The sequence below is a fragment of the Limosilactobacillus viscerum genome (assembly GCF_947387525.1).
In the GTDB taxonomy this organism is placed as follows: domain Bacteria; phylum Bacillota; class Bacilli; order Lactobacillales; family Lactobacillaceae; genus Limosilactobacillus; species Limosilactobacillus viscerum.
Genome location: NZ_CANDNW010000009.1, coordinates 14,123 through 34,863, shown reverse-complemented (window position 1 = coordinate 34,863; position 20,741 = coordinate 14,123). Strand labels below are relative to the sequence as shown.

Below are 20,741 nucleotides of genomic sequence, written 5' to 3'. Positions count from 1 at the left end.
GCACTTCCTGATTACTTTCCTTGCTTCAGCACAATGTCTGATGGCTTTACTTCGCTACCGAAGTATGGCTTCAGTTGGTGGTTGTAGTCTTGTGTGAAGAAGCCTTCCTTGTTCAACTTCGTAATTTCCTTGTTGGACCAGTTGAGCAGTGAGCTGTTACCCTTCTTTACCGCCGGGGCAATGTATTGGTGAGGGCCTACACTCTTGATCCCAACAGTGTACTTTGGATTCCGCTTTACCCATGCGTACAGGTATGAATTGTCATCAGCCAATGCTGCACCACGGTTGTTCTTCAGTGCGTTAAACTGTTGCGTCTTTGAGTCAAACTTTAAAAGTGAAACGTCCTTTTGCTTGCTCGTGAAGTAGTTTTCTGCCGTTGTTCCCTTCGTTACAATCAGCTTCTTGCCCTTCAATTGGCTAACCTTTGTGATGGCCTTGTTCTTTGGTGAAACGACCCCAACAGAAACCTTCATGTATGGCTTAGCAAAGGAGACCGCTTGCTTCCGTTCCGGCGTAACCGTGAAGTTAGCCAATACGATATCCGCCTTGTTGGAGTTCAATGTATCAACACGGTTGTTGGCATTTACCTGAACGAACTTTGGCTTAACACCCAGGTCCTTTGCCATCCGCCGTGCTAATTCAACATCGTAACCAACACGCTTACCATCTTTGTTAACCCAGCCATATGGTGGAAGGTCACCGAAAACAGCTACCCGTAATTGGCCACGCTTCTTAATTGCTGAGACGGTTGCATCATTGCTTGCCGCATTAACATGAGTCGGCTTAACGGCGTTAGCAGCAACAAAGAGGGCTGCTGCTGAAACCAAGGTGACACCAGCAGTAATAACTTTCTTCCAATTAATTTTCTTCATAATCAATATCTCCTTTAATTAAAATTCCATACTATTAAGAAACTCGGCTGCCCGTGATGTTTGTGGCTTTTCAAAGAACTGTTTACCTGGCGTTTCTTCCAGTATCTTACCGCCCTCCAAGAAAAGAACCCTGTCAGCAATTTTAGCGGCGAAGTTCATTTCGTGAGTCACAATGATCATCGTCATGTGATCCCGGTCAGACAACTCCTTGATGATTTGTAAGACACCACGAACCATTTCGGGGTCCAGCGAGGCAGTTACTTCGTCAAAAAGCATCAGTTCAGGATGCATGGCCAGCGCTCGGACAATCGCAATCCGCTGCTTTTGCCCACCAGACAATTCACGGGGGTAAGAATCAGCGTGATTGCGAAGCTCAACCCGGTCGAGCAGTTCCAAGGCTTCCTTCTTAACTTCTTCCTTGTCCCGGCCTTGAACTTTGACCGGCGCAAGAAGGATGTTGTCCATCACTGTCAAGTTAGGGAAGAGGTCGTAGCTCTGGAAAACCATGCCGATCTTTTGCCGAAGTTCTTGCCAGTTCTTCTGGTCTTGTTCAATCTCTTTACCGTGGAAGTAAAGCTTCCCGTCACGGAATGGTTCTAGCCCATTAAGTGTCCGGATCAGGGTACTCTTACCAGAACCAGAAGGGCCAAGCAGAGTTACCACTTCGCCCTTATTAATACTGAAGTTAATATCATGAAGTGCTTGCCAGTCACCATAAAACTTGTTTAAGTGTTCAACTTTAAGTATTTCTTCTGCCATAAAAATTTTTCACCTACTTTAGTATTGCTGCTTAGCGGTAAGATGCTTAGCCCATTTTGATAGTGGGTAGTCAATGATGAAGTACAGGATAAAGATCAATCCGTAAACCCAGAAAACACCAGTGGGGTAAGTCTGGTTGTTGGCCTCAATAATTTGCTGACCAACGTTGATTACGTCCATAATACTGATCATCAACAAAAGCGACGTAGTTTTAATTACCCGGGTAGCGAGGTTAATCGTTGCTGGTAATTCTAGCCGAACCGCCTGTGGTAAGAGGACGTAACGGAAGAGCTGCCACTGACTAAGACCAAGTGCCAGACCAGATTCGCGCTGGTGCTCAGGAACAGATTCAAGTGCACCACGGACAATATCTGAAAATTCAGCTGATACCCAGAGCGTAAAGGCAAGAACCGCCATCCACGTTGCCGGCCAGTTAATATTAAACTGCCGGGGAAGAATATAGTAGGCCAGGAAAAGGAGGACTACCGTTGGGACAATCCGGAAGAATTCCAGGTACAGGACTAAGATAAAGCGGATGATTTTACTCTTCAGCGTCCGTAACATTCCCAGAATGGTTCCGAGAACGAGCCCCAACACCAGTGAAATTCCAGCGATCCAGATTGCTGTCCATAAACCGCCCATCAGCCGGGCAAAGTTGGTTCCTTCAAATAGAACGTTAATCCCCGAATGTGCCATAGCGAACCCTCCTTTCAAGCCAGTTCAAAATCAGAATCAATGGAATCAAGATGATTGCGTACGCAATAACTAAGACGAATAGGTATTCGTTTGATTGGTAGTACATCCCAATTAAGTCCAGTGCAGTATTGGTTAATTCGGGGATGGCAATCACTGAAAAGATTGAAGTTTCCTTGATCAAGAAAATGATGTTAGCGGCTAGTGCCGGCATGCTCAATGCGAATCCCTGGGGGAAGACAACGTAACGCGCTAGTTGGAGATTACTCATGCCTAGTGCACGACCACCATCAAGCTGCGTTTTGCTGACGCCGTTAAATCCACCAGTAAATCCTTCAGCCATGTATGCACCACCGAGAAAGATTAAACCAATGATCCCACACGTCTCCGCTGGCATCTTCCACCCAATTACCGGAAAAGCATAGTATAAGAAAAATAGCTGGATTAGTAGTGGGGTGTTTCTCGCAACTTCGACGTAGATATCAAAGATTCGACTTAATACCGGTACTTTAAAGTACTGGACTAGGCTGGCAATGATCCCAACGATGATAGCACCGATAATCCCAATCAAGGAAAGCCACAGTGTTAAGCGGAAGCCAGCCACAAAATTTGGCAGGCTTTGCTGGATTACTGTCCAACTCATCAATTATTCCTCCATTCTGTTTTAGTTGTGCCGAAAAATATAAAAAGGCCTACGATCCATCTCCAGAATCGTAGGCCTAGTTATCCACTCCGGGAATCTACCACGGGTGTTATTTCGACTAGTAAGTACGAATTACTGAATCAATGGCATGTCAAAAAGCATGTTACACATGGCGCAACATGGACAACATTGTTGACTTGACATGACAAAGTTCAGCATTGCTTCGTACTCCTTTCCTAAATTGATTGTTTATATCATAGCGGCGTCCTTACTAATTGTCAATAGTTTTTTACTAACTTTTTCTCAGTTAGCTGTTAGGGCGCGGCTAAATTCTCTCTTTCACTTCAATAAAAGAATGGTAAAATACATAAGGGAACCATGACACACGTGCCATAGTTCCCCTTGTAGAAGTATGTTGGCGAAGGTGATTGCAAAATCGCCTTCGCCATCATTATAACAAAATTTTTAAATAAAGTATCAATAGTTCCAATAATAATTAATAATATTTGCTTTTAGCTTATAAAGGAGTCGTACTTAAACATGCGTGCAAAAATGTCACTTGCCTTAGCGCTGGTAGGATTAGTTCTGATTGCGGTAGCTTTTACTCAGTCAGGCCAGGGGAAAATTGCAATGATTATTTTAGGGTTAATCATTGCCTGTGCAGGCTGCCTTTTTTATTTAGCGAACGGCCGGTTTGCTCAAGAACACCGGAGTTTTGTCCTTATTGTTTCAATCCTCTTCATTATCCTAGTAGTGGCTTACGCAATTAAGCTGATGTAGGAATAACGAGATCGACTATCATTTGAACATACCTAATAAAAGAAACGAGACTAGGAAGAGGAATTTCTTCCTAGTCTCGATTCGTTTAAACAGCTAATTTAAAGTAATCTTGCAAGTACTTTGCCAAGCCATTATGGTCATTATCGATACTGGTAACGTCATCCGCAACCGCCTTGATAGCCGGGATGGCATTCTTCATGGCCACACCACGACCAGCGGCATCAAGCATTTCGAGGTCGTTGTGTTCATCACCAAAAGCAATAATGTTTTGCTTGCTGATGTTATACTGCTTAGCAATGTAGAACATTCCGGATTCCTTGTGGGTACCACGGTGGATTAGTTCCAGGATGTTATAGGAGCCACCCCATACCCGCGGTTCAACAAAGTCACCGTATTTTTCGTTAACCGCCTTGATGATCTTTTGCTCTTCACCCGCATGGTACTCAATTGTCAACGCAATCGGGTCTTCTGTTAGGTTCCGGTGATTTAGCAGCTGGTCTTGGGTAAGGTGGTCCGGCAAAAATTCCGGCAGGTCCTTGGTTGGGTGGTTTGCCCACACATGGAACTTGTCCTCGACCGTGATTGTCTTAATCCCCAATTCTTGTTGGTGGTCAAGCAAGTCGAGCGCTAACTCCCGGGTTAGCTCAATTTCATATTCCTTATCCCAGTGTTCGTGGGGGATGTGGGTAAGAGCCCCGTTAAAATTAACCATGGGGGTCTTGATACCAATCTGATCATAGATATGCTGGGCAATTCGGTAGGGGCGCCCAGTGATGATGCTGACAATATGCCCCTCATCGGCTGCTGCTCGCAGCGTCTGAATTGTTTCTGCCGTTAACGCAGACTGGTTGTTCAACGTGGTTCCATCGAGGTCCAGCGCAATTAAGTGTTGATCCACTATGTTCACTCCTTCGCACAAATACGTTATCAAGTTATTATACGTGAATTTCTACCGAAAGTGAACAGATTAGTAGCTGCATTTGTTTTGTTGGAATGCAAAGTACGGTACAATGGATGAGAAATGAGGAGTGAAAGATGAACCTACCTAGTGAATTTATAAGTAAATACCAACGATTAATGGGCCCGGAAGCAGCCGCGTTTTTGGCTTCATTTGATGAGGATAGCCAGGGCGGCTTCCGGGTCAACCCGCTGAAGGCAAAGCCGGAAGAAACCATTGCCACTGTTACGGGGAAAGTCGAATACGTGCCAACCGGTTACCGTGGACCAGTTAATGGTAAGTCCTTGGACCACGTTGCCGGCGCGATTTATAGCCAGGAACCTTCTGCCATGTATGTGGGTGAAGTAGTTGATCCCCAACCGGGTGAACGGGTGCTGGACCTATGCGCGGCGCCAGGTGGTAAGACGACCCACCTAGTTGCCAAAATGGGCGACCAGGGCTTGCTAGTAGCAAACGAAATCTTTCGTAAGCGGGCACTGGTCCTAGCGGAAAACCTCGAACGGTGGGGAACCCGGTCGACCGTAGTAACTAATGAGAGCCCAGCCAACTTGGAAAAGCAGTTCCCCCTGTTTTTTGACCGAATCTTGGTTGATGCCCCTTGTTCTGGTGAGGGAATGTTCCGAAAAGAACCAGCCGGGATTGAGTATTGGAACCCTGACTACCCAGCGGAATGTGCTAACCGCCAGAAGAAAATTTTGGCGTCCGCACTTAAAATGTTGAAGCCTGGCGGGGTACTTGTTTACTCTACCTGTACCTTTGCACCGGAGGAAGATGAGCAAAACGCGGCTTGGTTGTTGCAAGAATACCCAGAGCTGTCGATGGTGGAAGTAAATAAATACGATGGGATGGATGATGGACGCCCAGAATGGGCAGACGGCAATCCGGAACTAACCAAAGCGGTCCGCCTATTCCCTCACCACATCAATGGTGAAGGGCACTTTATTGCTAAGTTCAAGAAAGCGGATAGCGGCGATGAAGTCATTGCCCGGCCAAAGAAAAAGTACAAGAAGCGAAAGGGCGGTAATAAGCCGCGGTTGACGAAGAAAGAGCAGACATTATTTGGTGACTTCTGCCAGTGGTTTATGCCTGAGTACCGTGCCCACCACCTGTTGACCTATGGTGACCAGCTTTACGACCTGCCAGCGGGGATCAATTCGGTTGATGGCTTAACTGTTTTGCGGCCGGGACTCCACCTGGGAACGTTTAAAAAGCGGCGGTTTGAACCTGCCTTGGCTCTGGCCCTGACGATGCGGCCGGGGGAGACCGAGCGTGAAATTGAGTTAACGGCTGATGAGTGGCGTAAGTACGTTCACGGCGACGTGGTTAACAAGGAGAGTGACCAGAAGAATGGCTGGTACCTCCTAACTTGTCGTGGCTTAACCTGCGGCTTTGGCAAGCTAGTCAACGGGACGATTAAGAACTTTTACCCGAAAGGACTTCGCTTTTAGAAAGGAAGATAAATGATGAAAGAAAAGAATGCTTTTCACGTTAATGGTTACCTGGGCTTATTACTAACCATCATCGGTGCCTTGCTTGGTGCATGGCTAGTTTGGACCGGCTCGCGCAATTCTAGCATGGGGATGATTGTCCTCGGTGGAATTATCTTGCTGGTGGTGATCATCTTTTGCACGACCCTGACAATTATTCAGCCAAATGAGGCGAAGGTACTGACCTTCTTTGGTAATTATATTGGGACAATCAGGGATGCTGGCTTGTTCATGACCGTCCCATTTACCGAGAAGCAACGGGTATCACTGCGGGTCTGCAACTTCAATAGTCAAATCTTGAAGGTTAATGATTCCAAGGGGAACCCGGTGGAAATTGCGGCCGTGATCGTGTATAAAGTGGTCGATACCTCAAAGGCCCTTTTTTCAGTTGATGACTACGAGCAATTTGTTCAGATCCAAAGTGAGTCGGCTATCCGGCACGTGGCTAGTGAATACCCATATGACACTTTTGAAAATGGGGACGCACTAACGCTGCGGAGCAACCCAACGGAGGTTTCGGACCGGTTAACGGCAGAACTCCAAGAACGGTTGAACGTTGCCGGGGTAAAGATCATTGAAACCCGGTTAACGCACCTGGCATACGCAACTGAAATTGCGAGTGCCATGCTGCAAAAACAACAGTCATCGGCAATTCTTTCAGCCCGGAAGATTATTGTCGAAGGGGCGGTCTCAATTACGGAAGATGCAATTGACCGACTGGCAAAGGAAGCTGACTTAAACTTGACTGATGAGCAGCGGCTACAGATCATCAACAACATTATGGTTGCCATTATTAGTGAACGTGGCACCCAGCCCGTTATTAATACGGGCACCCAACAGTAAGGTACGCGGCAAACAAAATTTAAATCTCTTGTAATGCTTCAAAGTGAAGTGCCTCATAATTGTTAGAATTTTGTCTAACAATTATGAGGCACTTCACAATTCTTGTTGGGCTATAAAGCCTTTATTTATCATTAATATACACTTGCTATGCTTATTTCAGTAGTAATTCAATCTTTTTACGGGGGCACTCACTGAAATCTGCAGAACTTTGTACTAAAAAGAGTGTCCGTAAAATGTTATTAGTAACTACTTGTTTACAACTATTTTATTATAGTAAGCGCCGCTGCTTGGCGTAATTCTGTAGGTCCGGGCTAAGAACGTATTCGGCCCACTGAAGACCTGAGAAGCTCTCTACGCCAAGAAGGGTGATGATCCGGGGAATTGACCCCAACCAGTCCACAAGCACCTTATCTAAGGCGTCAGGACCTTCTTTGATGAGGATATTTAAGAAGTAACCAGCGACGCCGACCGCTGATGCTCCGAGTACACCAGCCTTTACCACGTCTAACGGTGAAGTGATCCCGCCTGAGGCAATAATATGGGCATCAGATTTAGCCACGTGTGCTTCAAGCAGTGCCTCCGGGGTTGTCTGCCCCCAGTTAGCAATTTCCGCAAAATCCTGCTGGTTGTTTCGCCTGTTCTCAATCATAGCGAAATTGGTTCCTCCACGACCAGAAACGTTGATGCTAGTAACACCAGCGTTGGCAAGGCGCGAAACATCCGTTTTATTCATTCCAAAGCCAACTTCTTTAACGATGACTGGCACATCAAGGACTTGAACAAGGTGCTGGATGTTATCGAGCCAGTGGAAACTGCGGTCGCCCTCGGGCATTATCAGTTCCTGTGCAGCGTTCAGGTGTAGTTCCAGTGCATCGGCATTAAGCAATTCAATTGCCGCTCTTGCTTCTTCTTCGCTGGCACTAGCGCTAATGTTGGCAAGCACGATACCAGTTGGATTTTCCTCCCTAATCACCCGGAAGGAGTCGCGGCAGGCAGGCTCGTTGAGCGCCACGCTGACCGAACCACTCGCCATCGGAAGCTGATACTTAGCAGCCAGTCGGGCAAGCTGGCGGTTGACCTTCATTGCTTGTTTGCTGCCGCCCGTCATTGCTTCAATATAGAAGGGGACCGGGATCTTAAGCCCTGGTGCAAGCTCAGTTGAGATATCAACTTCGTCTACCGCTTCTTCGGGCAGTGCAGTATGAATTAACCGCACCTGGTCAAAAGGATGACCGGCGTGTGCTTGCTGGTAGTACTTAGTTGCCAGTGAAAGGTGTTCATTTTTTCGGTGTGCTTGTCGTGATTCCATAATTTTCTCCAAACTGGGACATTCTAAAACCGCCCTTTACCGTGTTTAATGCGAAATATTCGAGGATAAATGTAGGAGCAGAGAGTGAAAAAACAGTCTCTGCAAGCTCCTTAGCACAAATAGGGGCCCAGAGTTCAGCTTTGCCGGACTGTGGTCTCCAGTTGTTTTGTTCCATATAGTAAGACCGACGTCATTTCCCACATGTTGTGTTATTTAAGTGGCAGGTGTTCTTGAACACGTTGTTTGACATCAGCAATGAAGTGGACGTTTAGTGGCAGTTGTTCGATGTGGTTGCTGGTCCATGACTTGAGAACGCTCTTGAAGTCAGCGCTTCGGTCAATTGCGACAATACCGCAATCACCACCACCAGCACCGGATGTTTTAGCAGCACCACCAAATTTTTCTGCAATCTGGCATAGCTTATGGAGTACCGGTGTTTCAATATCAACACCGGAATTGTTCCCCAGCTGCTTTAACAAGTCACGGTTATACCGAATCTCCCGTTTAATACTTTCCAGATCTTGGCGGTGGAAACCATCAACCATCCGCTGAATACAGGCCTTGCTTTCATCCAAGAAGTGGTGGTATTCATCTTGACGGCGGGCCTTAAAAAGGGAAATCTTATCAACTAACTGGGAGGTTGAAGCAGGCTTGCCCGTCCAGCCAATTAGCAGCTCTAAGTTCTTCGGTGCGTGCAATGATTCGATCTTTAAATCTGGCCAGGGGAGGTCGATTAAGGATTTAATGTCAAGGTACTTCCGCTGTTGGGCCAGCCACTGCCGGTCAAAGGAGTGGTAGGAAATCCAACCACCGTAGACTGAAGCTGCAACGTCGCCGAGGGAACCATTCCCCTGGACCTCGAAGTGGGCAATGGCAGCCAGCTTAAAGATCTCATCCTTGGTAACGGGGAGGTTGTAAAAACGGCACAGTGCTTTGACTGTCGCAACCGTTACCGCAGCTGACGAGCCAAGCCCATACTTCCGGCCATTCTTGCTATCAAGCTGACTGTCAATTTGGAGGTCGTAGATCCGCAGTTCACGTTCGAAGCTCCGGGCATATTCTTCGGTTACTTGGATTGCCGAAAGAATGTATGAAAATGGGTTGTCTCGTTTGTCAACTACCATCTGGTCGCCCATCCGGCGCCACAAGAGCTGGTCATTATGATATTGGCGGCTAAAGATCTGCCCCATTTCGCGGGCTGATTCCTTAATTGAACAGGTAACAAACTGGTCGAGCGCAACGAGAATTGCTGGGTAGCCATTCTCAACGACCGCGTATTCACCTGCAATATAGAGTTTTCCTGGTGCTTTTTCAGTAATCAATTGCTGTTTTCCCTTCTCATCTAAATTAGTCATTCCAAATTTTAATTCCTGGTCCGGGCTTTGACACAACCAAGCGGTCTGCGCCAAATTCGGTTGCCAGGGCCTTAAAAATTGACTGGCGGTCTTGCCGGTCATAAATTACTTTTACGTTTGGCCCGGCATCCATCGTAAAGTAACAGTGGATGCCATTATCACGGAGGGCACGAACGGCGCGCATCGCCTTCAGCGTGTCACTGTCAAAGTAGGTGAAGCCTGGTTCAGCAGAGAGCGTTAAAGCGTGCATCCGCAGGGCGTTAGTCTCGGCAATTTCACCGATTGCATCGATGTTCCGCGCCGCGATCGCCTCTTTAATTGCTGCCATGTCATGGGCAACAATTTCTGGCCATACCTTGTAGTAGGGGGAGCTAGCGACACTTTGCTGCATCCCAAAACGACTCGAAATCTTTTTAGCAGTCGTATCGACCATAATTGCCAGCATTTCGAGTCCAAAGTCGACTTCCTCCATAATTGGCTTAGCATACGAAGTGGCATCGTCATGACCTCGTTGCCATTCGACCAGTCCACCATAAATAGACCGGGTGGCAGAGCCAGAACCGCGGCGGGCCAGACGCGATAAGTCACGACGGTCTAGGTTAAGTCCAGCAGCCCTGCTAGCTGCACCAGCCAATGCTGCAAAGGCTGAAGCTGATGAGGCCAATCCCGCAGCGGTTGGAACATGGTTTTGTGACTCCACCCGCGCAAAGGCAGTCGTGCCACTCATCTTCCGGACAAGGTCAAGGAAATTGCGGACCTTTTGACTAGCCTGATCACCGAGCAAGTTGCTGTTAATCGAGACCTGGTCTGAAGACAGCTGGTCATCAAAGGTAACCTTCGTTGTCGTGTAAAATTCGTCCAGTGTCAGCGACAGACTATCGGTTTGGGGGATGATCATATCCTGGTCCTTTTTACCCCAGTATTTGACAAGCGCAATGTTTGTGTGTGCTTTTGCTGTTGCCATTAAATTGCCCCCTGTGCATCTAGTGGTTGAATCCAGGTCTGCTTAGCGCCATTTTCCTTCAGTACGCTAGCTAAGCGGCGGGCACCCAGTGCCGTCTGCATAATCGCAAACATGCAACCACCACGGCCACCACCAGTCAGCTTGGCACCGCGAGCACCATTCTGGTTGGCGACCTTGATCAACTTGTCCAGGCTATCATCGCTGACGTTTAACGTTGCTAAGTCAACTTGGGCAGCATTTAGTGCGGTCCCCAGTTTATTTACTTCGTTGTTCTTTAGGAAGCTCTTCGTTTCCTCTACCAGTGTGCCAAGGTGGTTGATATGCTCATTAGCGGCAGCTGGGTTGTCGGCTAACAGTTGCTGAACATTAGCAATTGCCTCTTTGGTTGCTCCCTTGACCCCGGTATCGGCAATCACCATGGTGGCCGATAGGTTCATTTCAATCGGTTGGCCTTCTTGCCCCTTAATGTAGTAAAGTGGCTTGTCAGATGAAGTGGTTGCCGCATCCAGGCCGGATGGGCTCCGGTGGGTAACTTCTTCTTCAATATCGGCTAACTTAAGCAATTCGTCCCGGTCAAGGCCTTTTTCATAGTAATCAAAAAAAGCGCGGACAATCGCAATTGCGGTCGCTGCGGAGGAGCCCATTCCTCGCTCTGCCGGTAATTCGCTGGCAATTGTTAACTGCCAGCCATCATCGTGGCCATTAAATTTAGTAACCAACGCTGTAATTAACTTTTGAATCCCCCGCATGTTTTCCGGAAGGTCAGCTAATGGACCATTGAAGTAACGGCTGTTAATCAGTTGTTGCTTATCAGTCTGCTGGTCGATGGTAACCGTTAGTTTAACGTTGGGAAGTGGGAGGGCGATTGCTGGTTGTCCATAGACGACACTGTGCTCCCCCATTAAAATAATTTTTGCATGGCTCGTTCCAATCCCCTGTTGTTTCACCATCGTAACCTACTTTCTCAGATAAAAATTTCAAACTTCATAATAACTTACTTTCAGCAAATGTAAAAGGGCAGTACTTAACTTGTTACCAAATCTAAATATTTAGGGAAAGGTGAACGCGGACAAGGCTGGGCGAATGGTGTATGATATGGTTAACGATTAATATAGGAGAAATTCGGTGATAATTTGAATAAAAAGAGAGATAAACGGTCAAATAAGCGTGATAAGACCGCCCCAATTTATTCAGTCGTCGACCTTGAAACGACGGGGACGAGCATTAATCATGGTGACCGGATCATCCAGATTGGCTGTGTGCTAGTCCAGGATGGTGAGATTATTAACCATTTCGAAACTAAGGTAAACCCGCGTGAACGAATTCCGCGGTCGGTGGTTCAATTGACCGGGATTCGGGACCAGGATGTAAAAAAAGCGCCCCTCTTTGAGGATGTCGCGGGGACCGTCTACAGCCTGTTGACCGGGACCATTTTTGTTGCCCACAATGTCAACTTCGACTTCCCGTTTTTAAATTCAGAGTTAGAGCGGGCCGGGTATCCACCATTACCCATCCAGGCAATTGATACGGTAACCCTCAGCCAGATCTTACTGCCGACTGCCAAGAGCTTCCGCCTCCGCGACTTGACCAGTAGCCTGCGGATCGAACACGACCACCCGCACAGTGCAGTTTCAGACGCGGAGGCAACTGCCCACCTCCTTCTTGATCTCCTTAATAAGGTAAAGAAGCTACCGACAGTTACGCTCGACCAGTTAGTACAGATGAAGCTTGACCTGCCTCAGCAGACGGCAGCTGTTTTTGCCGAAGAGCTGAAGCGGCGGGTGGACCACCCATTGCCGCTAATTGAAGAGCTGTACGTAAGCCATGGGGTAGTCTTGCATAAGCTGCGGCCATTATCAGTCACAAAGACCGGCTCAAAGGTCCGCTACCCATCCACTAAGCGGGCCAAGTTAAAGCTTTACGGTGATCACTTAGACTTCCGTCCGGTCCAGTCAAAGATGATGAATAGTATCTACAACAACTACACCCATGACGAGCCGAAGAACATGGTGGTTGAAGCCGGAACCGGGTCGGGGAAAACTTTAGGCTACTTGCTACCACTAGCCTATGCGGCCCACCCGGATAAAAAAATTGTGGTAAGTACCGCAACTAACCTGTTGCAGGAGCAAATAGCAAGCCAGGCAGTTAGGCAGCTAAACCAGGTACTGCCGTTTACCCTCAACAGTGTGGTGGTGAAGGGCAACCAGCACTACCTTGACCTCGGGAGGTTCGTTCACTCCCTTAGTATTATTGAGGACTCCAAGCTGGTTCAATTACTGAAGGCCAAGATCCTCGTTTGGCTTCTCCAGACGACGAGCGGTGACCTTGACGAGTTGAACCTAACGTCGACCCGTTCGCCTTACTTTACAGAAATTCGGCACCGTGGTGTGCGGACCCTGAACCCGGACAGCGAATTTTATAAGGATGACTTCCTTGTTCGCCGGAACCAGCGGCTTGACCAGGCGGATATTGTTATTACCAACCATTCTTACCTGGTAGCCCATGCCGATGAATTAGGGGATGGCACGCGGCGACCTTACTTGGTGGTCGATGAGGCGCAGCACTTAAGCGCCAGCATCCTGCGCCAATCCCGGCGCCAGTTTAATTTCCAACAAATTCGGACTGCTGTTCATATTTTAGCCAGCCTCGTTAATAACGGTAGTGACCGCAACCTCGTTAACGTGTTTGATGACCACGCGCTTGGCGGCTATAACGTTGAGCTCCTCCGTGAAGACCTTACGCACGTTGAAGCAGCGGTTAACCAGTTTCAGCAGGCCCTTTACCGGCAGTTTGTTAACCAGGTTACCGGCAATACTGAAAACGAACTGATTGAGCAGCCACTAGAAAATGACCAGCTCCACGACCTACTGGATGTTGGCGGGCCGGTGATGATGGAATTGGAGCAAGCACTCGGGAGTGTCCAGCTTCATTATTCCGCCCTCCAGCACATCTTTACCCAGCAGGCAGGACGGTGGCTGATCAGTGACCGTTACCTGATGAGCCAGTTTCAGAGCCAGCTAGCGAAGTTAGTTGATGCGGATCAGACGCTGAACACCTTTAATGAAACCTTGCGGGAACATGGCGAGGAAGCGGCTTTTTGGCTGACGATCCGCCAGTCAACCGAACACAGTTCAATCGTGCTCAGCGGTGGCTTGCTTTCTGCTAACCACTTCTTGACGGAAAGTGTCTACCCGTACTTTGCCCAGCCGCTCTTTGTTGGGGCCACCCTATTTACGTCGACCCGGTCGATGTACCTTTACCACCAACTTGACTTGGACCGGCGGGGGACGCTAACGAAGCGGTTTGCCTCACCATTTGATTACGAGCACCATGCAAAAGTATTAATTGCTAAGGATGCACCGATGCCAGGTAATAAGGGAAACGCAGAGTACATTAACTACCTGGCACAGACCATCTACCGGCTGACAAAGAAGACCGATTGCCAGACGATGATCCTCTTTAACTCCTTAGTGATGATTGAGCAAGTATATAGCCAGCTTCGCGAAACGGACCTCTTTGACCAACGGGATATTCTTGCCCAGGGGATTACCGGAAATCGTGAAAAGATCCTAAAGCAATTTTCGACGGGGCAAAATTCAATCCTGCTTGGTGCAACTAGTTTCTGGGAGGGGGTTGACTTACCGCAGACCGCGTTGGAGCTGTTAATCGTTACCCGCTTGCCGTTTGACTCACCGGATGAAATCATGAACCGGGCCCACAATAACCTGCTGAAGCGGCAAGGGAAGAATCCCTTCTACCAGTCAGAATTGCCGAAAGCAACGATGCGCCTCCGTCAAGGGTTAGGACGGCTAATCAGGAGTGAAGAGGACACTGGGGTTGCAGTTATCCTTGACCCCCGGTTGTTTTCCCGCCGTTATGGGCAAACAATGATGAAGAGTCTCGAGAAGGACTACCCGGTTGATGTGCTACCGACAGGTGAGGCGGTCAAAGTTGCTAACAATTTTATAAAAAACGGCTATTAATGGACGGGAAATCTTCTTTTTTGGTATAATCTAAAAGATTGACATGAATGAGGAAGGTAATTAAAGAATGCAAAGTCGACGTGAAGTTCAACAGGCACAAAGCCGGGGGTCGGCAATTAAACGGCTCCGGAACATCCTCTTGGTAATTCTGCTAGTCCTGCTGGTCGGCTGGATTACTTACGCGGTCAGCAACCAACCACGGCACGCTGCTAAGCGTCAGGCAACCCAAATGGCGGAAAAGTACGCGCACCTGCAGGATCCAGACCGCTTCTATATTTTTAACCGGGAAAGCACCTTCTATACCGTTAGCGGTAAAAACCAGCAAGGGCAACCAATCCTGGTAATTGTTCCCCAGAAGGGTGGAAATATCCGGGTGGTTAAGCAAAATAGCGGTTTAACCGCGCAACAGGTTCGCAAGATGACGCAGCAAAACCGTCATCCCGCTGAGATTATGAAGGTCGCACCGGGCGTCTTTAACGATAAGACCGTGTGGGAGGTTACTTACCGCAACAAGAAGGGACAGCTTTGCTATGACCTGATCAACTTTAAGACCGGAAAGTATGTTCAAGAAATTAATAACTTGTGATCTTTAATGGGCTGGAACTATTCCAGTCTCTTTATTATACAAGGGAGGGATTGAGATGGCTGATAACGCTTTGCAACGTTACTTAGCAGCTGGCGAAACCCTGGTTAGCAACATCTTGCTGCACCACTATAAAGAGGTGGGTTTAACGACTTCTCAGCTAGTGATGTACTTGGAGTTCAAGTCTTACCAAGACCGGGGCGTTGCTAATCCGGATATTCGCCAGGTAGCTAAAAACCTGGGGACATCGGAAGTTCAGGTGTTTGACCAGCTCCACCAGATGATTACCAACGGTCTGGTGGAGCAAAAAATGAAACGGCAGGCTGACGGCAAGGAAGACGCATTTTATGACTTCAGCCCGCTGGTCAACCGGATCGCACTCTATGGTGAGCAGCAGGCAACGGCGGCAACGGCAAGCACCGCTGCTAATGAGCGGATGCAGACCTTTAACCAGCTGGAGGCCGAGTTTGGGCGGCCGCTATCGTCGATGGAAATGCAGATCGTCAATGACTGGCTGGACAAGGATAACTATAGTGCGGAAATGATTAAGCTAGCACTTCGCCAGGCGGTACTGAATAGTGCGCTAAACCTCAATTACATGGAACGGATTCTCCAGAGCTGGGACCACCAGGGATTGCGGTCAAAGCACGATATTGAGGAGCACGAACGTCAATTTGAAGAAAGACGGAGTAGCAACCAGGCTAACTCGCAGCCTGGCTCGAAAAAGCTACGTGGACCCAAGATCCCGATTTATAAGCTTGGGGAATGAGAGTGAAGAGAAAGGAATGATTAAGAATGGATAATGGGAATGTATCCCGCCGTGTACTAAAGGGAATTGGTTGGGCGGCCCTGGCCTCAGTAATGTGGGGGATCTCCGGGACAACCCTCCAGCTGATCTCGCAGAACCTTGCTATCCCGGCAACCTGGATGTTATCAACCCGGACACTGATCACGGGGGTAATCTTGCTGGTAATCAGCTTTATCTTGTATGGACGCCGCACCTTTGATGTTTTCAAGAGTAAGGACACCGCGATTTCGGTAGTTACCTATGCCATCTTTGGTTTGATGCTGAACTTATTAACTTTCTACTACGCGGTTCAAACGGGGAATGCTTCTGCAGCAACGATTCTCCAGTATTTGTCCCCACTATTTATCGTGATGGGAAACGTCATCTTCCTTCGGCAACGGCCATTGCGTTCTGATATCATTGCCTTTGTCCTGGCACTGGTTGGGGTGGTCCTCTGTATTACCCGTGGGGACCTTCACTCACTAGCCTTGCCGGTAACTTCACTCTTGTGGGGCCTGGGCTCTGGGATTACCGCCGCTTTCTACATTGTCTTGCCACGGCGGGCAGCGGCAAAGAACCCGCCACTAGTTGTCCTGGGATGGGGGACCATGATTGCTGGGGTCCTCTTCAACCTCTACCGGCCCATGTGGGTTAACCCGCCGCATATCTCAACAACACTTGTGCTGTCTGTTGGTACGGTCATCCTCTTTGGGACGATTTTACCGTTTGGCTTGCTGCTGCATGCATCGAACTTTGCACCCTCAGATGTGGTCAGCATCATGGATGCCTTGCAGCCAATTGTGACGTCGATCCTCAGTGTGATCTTCTTCCACCTCTTCATGAACTGGGTGGAAATCACGGGGATTATCCTTGTGCTGCTAGCCATCTACCTCCTGCAAGACGGACGGCGCCGAATAAAGATTTAATAGTAGTAATATTAAAAAAAGTGGATTATCAGATTTTACTGGTAGTCCACTTTTTTGTGTCCTAAATAAATAATTTTCTTCAGCTATCGGCAGCGGTTTTAGCATTCTATTTCGTAATTAAACGTTTTATAATTAAAGTGTATCCGTTACTATTGGCAGCCAAAAGAAGGGAAAAACGATGAAATATTGTAGTGAATGCGGTACCAAATTGATAATGAAGAAAAACGGAATTGATGGGCTGGTTCCGTATTGCCCCCAGTGTCAGCAGTTCCGTTTTATCAAATTCTCAAGTGCAATTTCCGCGATAATCTTTAACCCGCAAAAGGACAAGATTTTACTGCTAAAACAGTATGGCAACCCATCTTACATCTTGCTATCCGGTTATATTAACCCTGGTGAAAATGCTAAGCAGGCGTTGAAGCGCGAGATGGAAGAGGAAACCAAATTAAAGATTGCAGAATTCCACTACAACGATAATGCTTACTTTGCGGCTCATGACGTTTTGATTCACAATTATGTTGTCATTGCCGCCAGTGATAAGCTAGACCCGAATAACGAAATCGATCAGTACTCCTGGGTACCGGTTGATGAAGTGCTAGATAAAATAATGCCTAATTCTCTAGCAAAGTCCTTTGTGGAAGAATGGTTTCAAAAAGAGCATCTTTAAGTGAAGGGTGATCTGTCACCTGCTAGTAAATAAAAGGGGCTGTGACAAAACTCGGTTTTGCCACAGTCCCTTTGTTTAGTTCCGAATATTACAGAGATATCGCGTGCCACAACCCAGGGCCTTAGTGTCTAGCTACGGACAATCGCTAGCCCGCTCCGTGCTAACGATCGTCCCATGCTAGTTATATAGGCCCTAACCGAGGTTGTGTCACAGCTCTCTTTGTTTTATGAACTAGTTATTACTCTTGCCCATTATATTAGTAGGACCAGGTGCATTGTTGCCGTTATTGGTGGCACCAGAGTCAGAAGAACTGTTTGCATTACTAGTATCAGTAGAATTCTGGTTCCGGCTATCATTATTACCATTATTCCGGTCGTTTCCAAAGACGGTTTCGGAACTGGTAATGGAATCACGCAATGATGAGCTGCTTGAACTGCTTGATGAACTGTCATCGTCATCGTTATCATCATCAATAGCAGCATACTGCAGTGCCCACTTTGAATCCTTGATGACTAATTGCCGCTTACCATTTACCCGTACGGCTTCAACCGTATCTGGCATCTTCCAGTTGGAAGCATGGTTTTGACTATCAAGATATTCCATTTCATCCTTGTACAATTGTTGTGCAGATTCAGTGTACGTATCTGAAATCGGACTAGCAGCCATTGGGTGGTCATAACCAGTCCAAACCGCGATCGAATAGTTCTTGGTGTAACCAGCCATCCAGGAATCCATGACACCGGATTTACCGCTGTCACCTGGATAGTTAGTAGTACCAGTCTTCCCGGCCTGATTTACACCGTCAATCCGGGCTGCCGTACCCGAACCCTGGGAGTCAGTGAAGACACCTTTTAGCATATCGGTCATCATGTAGGCCGTTGCCTTGTTCATTGCCCGGTGACCATCAGCACTGTACCGCTTGACGTTACCATCCTGCGTCGTAATCGAAGAAATGTAGTAAGGCTTGTAGTAGGTACCACCGTTAGCAAAGGCGGCATAAGCAGAAGCAACCTGCAAAGGTGAGATGTAAAGGGCAATCCCGCTTTGCAGGGTGTATGGCTTCTTTTGCGAAATTCCTAAGCCTTTCAGGAAGGTCGTTGCCCGCTTGATTCCAACTTCTTGCAATGTCCGAATGGCCGGAACGTTCCGTGATTGAACGAGGGCGGCCCGCATTGTCATCGTCCCCTTGTAACGGTTATCGAAATCATGAAGGGCGATGTTGGTACCAGGGTAGTAGAACTTGGTATCTTGAACGGACTTGAAGGTTGGCCATTGTAAATATTCGATTGCTGGACCGTAATCCATCAGTGGCTTAGCGGTCGAACCAGAAGAGCGGTTTGTCTGAACAGCCCGGTTCAAACCATAAACCGTCTTACCTAGCTTCCGGCCACCAAGCATGGCAACCACTTGACCATTGTGTGGGTCGGTGACTGCCACCCCAGTTTGCATGGTATCACTCTGGAACGAAACGGTGTTGTTAGCAGCATTGTAAAGGTGTTTTTGGGCATCCAGGTCAATGTTGGTGTGAACCTGCAAACCATCGTTGTACGGGTTGTAGCCCTTTTCTTGAAGGTCAGCAAGTACTTCCTTAACGTATGGGTCAATCACCTTTTCATTGACGTTTACGTCACCATTAGAGGTGTTACCGTGGTCGGGGTCCAGGTCAGCGGTGATGCTATCCTTAGCGGCATTATCAGCCTGTGCCTGGGTGATGTACTTGCTCCGGACCATCGCATTTAACACTTCGTTTCGCCGGGTAGTGGCAGCCTGGGTGTTAGTCGTCAATGGATTGTAGTAGGTCGGTGATTGTGGCATCCCGGCTAAGAGGGCCAGTTGCGACAAGCTCAACTGGTTGAGGTTCTTCCCATAATAGTACTGGGCGGCCGTTTGCATACCGTAAACCCCGTTACCCATGTAAACCTTATTAATGTAGAAGTCCAAAATTTGGTTCTTGCTAAAGTGCCGTTCGACGTTGATCGCCAACCATGCTTCTTGTGCCTTCCGCTTGAACGTCCGGTCAGAAGCAGCGGTTGAGAAGACGGACAGCTTAACTAGCTGTTGGGTTAGGGTACTACCACCTTGCATCCCGTCCGAGTGGCCAAAGATGTTGGCGGTTGCCGCACCCATGATCCGGATTGGGTCAACCCCGTGGTGCTTGTAGAAACGCCGGTCTTCGATTGAAACAACGGCGTGCTTCAAGGTGTCAGGAACCTGACTATCCTTTGCATATTCACGCTTTTGTAGACCAAGTCGTGAAATGACTCGGTTTTGATTATCGTAGATGGTTGTACCGTTTTGACTAGCCAACTCGCTTTGGCTAATTTTAGGCGCACTTGACGCGTAGTAGAAGAATAGGGCGGCACCAGCCACGATTAGTAAGACAATCACACCAGCAATGGCGAGAATTATCTTCTTAGCTAAACCGCCACCGCTTTGTTCTTCGTCAAACTCTTCATCTTGTTGTTGACGGGAACTGCGGGTCGGTTGATCATTGTTTGACATGATAAACTCCTTTTTTCTTAGCAGCAATAATTTGATCAACTGCTTGAAGATATGGTAGGCGAGGGTTCAATTGATAATCAATTTTAAACCCTACCTGTTGGATATCGGTTAGCAGAATTGATTTGCGACCACCAGTGGCCTGCTCATCCCAATAGTGGAAAAGAATGCTTGCCGGTAACAGATAAACAAGGTCTAATTCCGTAAATTTAATAAAGGCGAAGCAAATTCCCCCCTGACGGACACATTCACGCATGTGCTTGATTTGGTGTTCATGGAAGTTCTTCAATGGGAAGGACCGCTTGTTGCGGGTCTCCTTAGCATCAAAGTCAATGTAGTAACCATTGTAGATACCATTGTAGTCGGTGGTTGAGGGACGTCTGAAATAAGCCTCCCGAATAACTGCCGCGCTCCGCTTTGGGTAGTCAATCTTGACTAACTGGATCGGGGTCGGCTTCTTATGAATAACTGCGATGTGCCGACTAAGGTAGTACTGGTTACTGTGGTTAATTTCATCTTCCAACGACATGCCCCGCTTAGCATAAATTGACTGGTGGGGTGTCGGTAAATCACGGTGAGCGTGATATGATTGTTGGGGATGCTGACCATTGGGATAGTGAATAGTCAATGTGC

At 47.9% G+C, this 20,741-nt stretch carries 19 protein-coding genes; 8 read left to right on the top strand and 11 right to left on the bottom strand.

From position 1 onward, the window contains the following. Positions 1-11: 11 nt before the first annotated feature. From QOS07_RS04125 to QOS07_RS04110, 4 genes are read right to left on the bottom strand one after another with little or no spacing between them, the layout of a single operon-like run. On the bottom strand, positions 12-872 hold the full coding sequence (locus tag QOS07_RS04125) for a transporter substrate-binding domain-containing protein (protein ID WP_283587741.1): 861 nt from the start codon (positions 870-872) through the stop codon (positions 12-14). Between the two features lie 18 nt (positions 873-890). After that, positions 891-1,631, bottom strand: coding sequence for an amino acid ABC transporter ATP-binding protein (locus QOS07_RS04120; RefSeq protein WP_283587740.1), 741 nt, complete (start codon positions 1,629-1,631; stop codon positions 891-893). A gap of 18 nt (positions 1,632-1,649) precedes the next feature. After that, positions 1,650-2,327 carry an amino acid ABC transporter permease gene (locus QOS07_RS04115; RefSeq protein WP_283587739.1) on the bottom strand — a complete coding sequence of 226 codons (678 nt, stop codon included), beginning with the start codon at positions 2,325-2,327 and terminating at the stop codon, positions 1,650-1,652. Beyond that, positions 2,308-2,967 (bottom strand): amino acid ABC transporter permease, encoded by a 660-nt coding sequence (locus QOS07_RS04110; RefSeq protein WP_283587738.1) that lies wholly within the window; start codon positions 2,965-2,967, stop codon positions 2,308-2,310. Before QOS07_RS04110 ends, QOS07_RS04115 begins: the two co-directional genes overlap by 20 nt. 540 nt (positions 2,968-3,507) lie before the next feature. Between QOS07_RS04110 and QOS07_RS04105 the strand changes: the two genes are divergently transcribed. Then, the gene (locus QOS07_RS04105) at positions 3,508-3,747 is read left to right on the top strand and encodes a hypothetical protein (RefSeq protein WP_283587737.1); all 240 of its coding nucleotides are present in this window, start codon (positions 3,508-3,510) and stop codon (positions 3,745-3,747) included. A gap of 85 nt (positions 3,748-3,832) precedes the next feature. Here the strand turns inward: QOS07_RS04105 and QOS07_RS04100 are convergent, their stop codons facing one another. Then, positions 3,833-4,645, bottom strand: a complete 813-nt coding sequence (locus QOS07_RS04100; RefSeq protein WP_283587736.1) for a Cof-type HAD-IIB family hydrolase — start codon at positions 4,643-4,645, stop codon at positions 3,833-3,835. A gap of 137 nt (positions 4,646-4,782) precedes the next feature. On the opposite strand from QOS07_RS04100, the gene QOS07_RS04095 reads away from it, so the two are divergent. Both QOS07_RS04095 and QOS07_RS04090 read left to right on the top strand, forming a co-directional pair. Next, positions 4,783-6,153, top strand: coding sequence for an RsmB/NOP family class I SAM-dependent RNA methyltransferase (locus tag QOS07_RS04095; protein WP_283587735.1), 1,371 nt, complete (start codon positions 4,783-4,785; stop codon positions 6,151-6,153). Between the two features lie 15 nt (positions 6,154-6,168). Beyond that, positions 6,169-7,035 carry an SPFH domain-containing protein gene (locus QOS07_RS04090; RefSeq protein WP_283587759.1) on the top strand — a complete coding sequence of 289 codons (867 nt, stop codon included), beginning with the start codon at positions 6,169-6,171 and terminating at the stop codon, positions 7,033-7,035. Positions 7,036-7,303: 268 nt separating this feature from the next. Here QOS07_RS04090 and fni read toward each other — a convergent pair whose 3' ends face one another. The 4 genes from fni to mvk all read right to left on the bottom strand — a co-directional run bounded on the left by fni (position 7,304) and on the right by mvk (position 11,613). Further along, positions 7,304-8,347 (bottom strand): type 2 isopentenyl-diphosphate Delta-isomerase, encoded by a 1,044-nt coding sequence (fni, locus tag QOS07_RS04085; RefSeq protein ID WP_283587758.1) that lies wholly within the window; start codon positions 8,345-8,347, stop codon positions 7,304-7,306. Between the two features lie 206 nt (positions 8,348-8,553). Then, positions 8,554-9,666, bottom strand: a complete 1,113-nt coding sequence (locus QOS07_RS04080; protein WP_283587757.1) for a phosphomevalonate kinase — start codon at positions 9,664-9,666, stop codon at positions 8,554-8,556. 25 nt (positions 9,667-9,691) lie between these two features. Continuing rightward, the gene (gene mvaD / locus QOS07_RS04075) at positions 9,692-10,663 is read right to left on the bottom strand and encodes a diphosphomevalonate decarboxylase (RefSeq protein WP_283587734.1); all 972 of its coding nucleotides are present in this window, start codon (positions 10,661-10,663) and stop codon (positions 9,692-9,694) included. Next, complete coding sequence (gene mvk / locus QOS07_RS04070; RefSeq protein ID WP_283587733.1) at positions 10,663-11,613, bottom strand: mevalonate kinase; 951 nt, start codon at positions 11,611-11,613, stop codon at positions 10,663-10,665. Before mvk ends, mvaD begins: the two co-directional genes overlap by 1 nt. A gap of 183 nt (positions 11,614-11,796) precedes the next feature. Here mvk and QOS07_RS04065 point away from each other — a divergent pair, with 183 nt between their 5' ends. The 5 genes from QOS07_RS04065 to QOS07_RS04045 all read left to right on the top strand — a co-directional run bounded on the left by QOS07_RS04065 (position 11,797) and on the right by QOS07_RS04045 (position 17,609). After that, a complete protein-coding gene (locus QOS07_RS04065; protein WP_283587732.1) occupies positions 11,797-14,646 on the top strand; it encodes a helicase C-terminal domain-containing protein in 2,850 nt (949 codons plus the stop codon). 67 nt (positions 14,647-14,713) lie between these two features. Then, complete coding sequence (locus tag QOS07_RS04060) at positions 14,714-15,232, top strand: cell wall elongation regulator TseB-like domain-containing protein (protein WP_283587731.1); 519 nt, start codon at positions 14,714-14,716, stop codon at positions 15,230-15,232. Between the two features lie 55 nt (positions 15,233-15,287). After that, a complete protein-coding gene (locus QOS07_RS04055) occupies positions 15,288-15,998 on the top strand; it encodes a DnaD domain-containing protein (RefSeq protein ID WP_283587730.1) in 711 nt (236 codons plus the stop codon). A gap of 26 nt (positions 15,999-16,024) precedes the next feature. Further along, the gene (locus QOS07_RS04050) at positions 16,025-16,942 is read left to right on the top strand and encodes a DMT family transporter (RefSeq protein ID WP_283587729.1); all 918 of its coding nucleotides are present in this window, start codon (positions 16,025-16,027) and stop codon (positions 16,940-16,942) included. 178 nt (positions 16,943-17,120) lie between these two features. Next, a complete protein-coding gene (locus QOS07_RS04045) occupies positions 17,121-17,609 on the top strand; it encodes an NUDIX domain-containing protein (protein WP_283587728.1) in 489 nt (162 codons plus the stop codon). A 231-nt stretch (positions 17,610-17,840) separates the two neighbouring features. Here the strand turns inward: QOS07_RS04045 and QOS07_RS04040 are convergent, their stop codons facing one another. Together QOS07_RS04040 and recU are read right to left on the bottom strand one after the other, a co-directional pair. Next, positions 17,841-20,111: a PBP1A family penicillin-binding protein gene (locus tag QOS07_RS04040; protein ID WP_283587727.1), complete on the bottom strand. Its 2,271-nt coding sequence runs from the start codon at positions 20,109-20,111 to the stop codon at positions 17,841-17,843. Next, the gene (gene recU, locus QOS07_RS04035) at positions 20,098-20,736 is read right to left on the bottom strand and encodes a Holliday junction resolvase RecU (RefSeq protein ID WP_283587726.1); all 639 of its coding nucleotides are present in this window, start codon (positions 20,734-20,736) and stop codon (positions 20,098-20,100) included. The genes QOS07_RS04040 and recU overlap by 14 nt, the downstream gene beginning before the upstream one ends. Between the last annotated feature and the right edge of the window lie 5 nt (positions 20,737-20,741).

Coding starts and splice junctions, on each gene's coding strand:
- QOS07_RS04125 (WP_283587741.1), bottom strand. CDS start 872: ATGAAGAAAATTAATTGGAAGAAAGTTATTACTGCTGGTGTCACCTTG.
- QOS07_RS04120 (WP_283587740.1), bottom strand. CDS start 1,631: ATGGCAGAAGAAATACTTAAAGTTGAACACTTAAACAAGTTTTATGGT.
- QOS07_RS04115 (WP_283587739.1), bottom strand. CDS start 2,327: ATGGCACATTCGGGGATTAACGTTCTATTTGAAGGAACCAACTTTGCC.
- QOS07_RS04110 (WP_283587738.1), bottom strand. CDS start 2,967: ATGAGTTGGACAGTAATCCAGCAAAGCCTGCCAAATTTTGTGGCTGGC.
- QOS07_RS04105 (WP_283587737.1), top strand. CDS start 3,508: ATGCGTGCAAAAATGTCACTTGCCTTAGCGCTGGTAGGATTAGTTCTG.
- QOS07_RS04095 (WP_283587735.1), top strand. CDS start 4,783: ATGAACCTACCTAGTGAATTTATAAGTAAATACCAACGATTAATGGGC.
- QOS07_RS04090 (WP_283587759.1), top strand. CDS start 6,169: ATGAAAGAAAAGAATGCTTTTCACGTTAATGGTTACCTGGGCTTATTA.
- mvaD (WP_283587734.1), bottom strand. CDS start 10,663: ATGGCAACAGCAAAAGCACACACAAACATTGCGCTTGTCAAATACTGG.
- mvk (WP_283587733.1), bottom strand. CDS start 11,613: ATGGTGAAACAACAGGGGATTGGAACGAGCCATGCAAAAATTATTTTA.
- QOS07_RS04060 (WP_283587731.1), top strand. CDS start 14,714: ATGCAAAGTCGACGTGAAGTTCAACAGGCACAAAGCCGGGGGTCGGCA.
- QOS07_RS04055 (WP_283587730.1), top strand. CDS start 15,288: ATGGCTGATAACGCTTTGCAACGTTACTTAGCAGCTGGCGAAACCCTG.
- QOS07_RS04050 (WP_283587729.1), top strand. CDS start 16,025: ATGGATAATGGGAATGTATCCCGCCGTGTACTAAAGGGAATTGGTTGG.
- QOS07_RS04045 (WP_283587728.1), top strand. CDS start 17,121: ATGAAATATTGTAGTGAATGCGGTACCAAATTGATAATGAAGAAAAAC.
- QOS07_RS04040 (WP_283587727.1), bottom strand. CDS start 20,111: ATGTCAAACAATGATCAACCGACCCGCAGTTCCCGTCAACAACAAGAT.